This window comes from Streptomyces sp. 8P21H-1 (assembly GCF_013302945.1).
On the sequence record NZ_JABTYA010000299.1, the window covers coordinates 798 to 1688 of the forward strand.

The 891-nt window shown below is 73.2% G+C and carries 1 protein-coding gene; it reads right to left on the reverse strand.

Going from position 1 to position 891, the window contains the following annotated elements:
- Window positions 1–891, reverse strand: an 891-nt coding sequence (locus HO151_RS06340; RefSeq protein WP_173895116.1) for an acyltransferase domain-containing protein, incomplete at both ends; no start/stop codon positions are given.

Consider the following 891-nt stretch of genomic DNA (forward strand, 5'->3'; position numbering starts at 1 on the left):
AACAGGCGGCCACTCACCCCACTCGGACCCGGCCACCACAGCCGCCTCCGTGAGGAAACCGGAGGCATGGGTGGCCCAGTCCTGCGAGGTGCCTTCGGGACGGGAGTAGACGGCGACCGTACGGCGTTCCGCGGTGCGCGGTCCGACGATCACGCGGATCTGGGCGCCGCCCCGCTCGGGCAGTACCAGGGGTGCCGCCAGGGTCAGTTCGTCCAGGGTGGCGCAGTCCACGGCCTCGCCGGCCGCCAGGGCCAGTTCGACGAGGACGGCGCCGGGCAGCAGGATCCGGCCGAGGACCACGTGGTCGGCGAGCCACGGCTGGGTCTCCACCGACAGCCTGCCCGTCAGCACCACACCACCGGAATCAGGCAGCGACACCACCGCACCCAGCAACGGGTGCTCCGCCGCGTCGAGTCCGGCGCCTCCCGCCGCGGCGGGAGCTCCGTCGGTCGCGGTCAGCCAGTAGCGCTGCCGCTGGAAGGCGTACGTCGGCAGGTCGACGGCACGGGCACCGGTCCCGGCGAAGAAGCCGGACCAGTCGACGGCCGTCCCCGTGGTGTGCAGCTGGGCGACGGCGGTGAGGAGGGCCTCCGTCTCGTCGCGGCCCTTGCGGGCCGTCGGCACGAGCAGGACGGCCGCGTCCTCGTCACCGTCGAGGCAGGTGCGGGCCATGCCGGTCAGCACCGCCTCGGGGCCGATCTCGACGCAGCGGTCCACTCCCGCGACACGGAGCGCACGGATGCCGTCGGCGAAGCGGACGGCTTCCCGGACATGGGTCACCCAGTAGTCCGGGGAGGTCAGTTCACCGGCCTGCGCGATCCGGCCGGTCACGTTGGAGACCACCGGAATGCGCGGCTCGCCGAAGGACAGCCCCTGCACGACCTCGCGGAA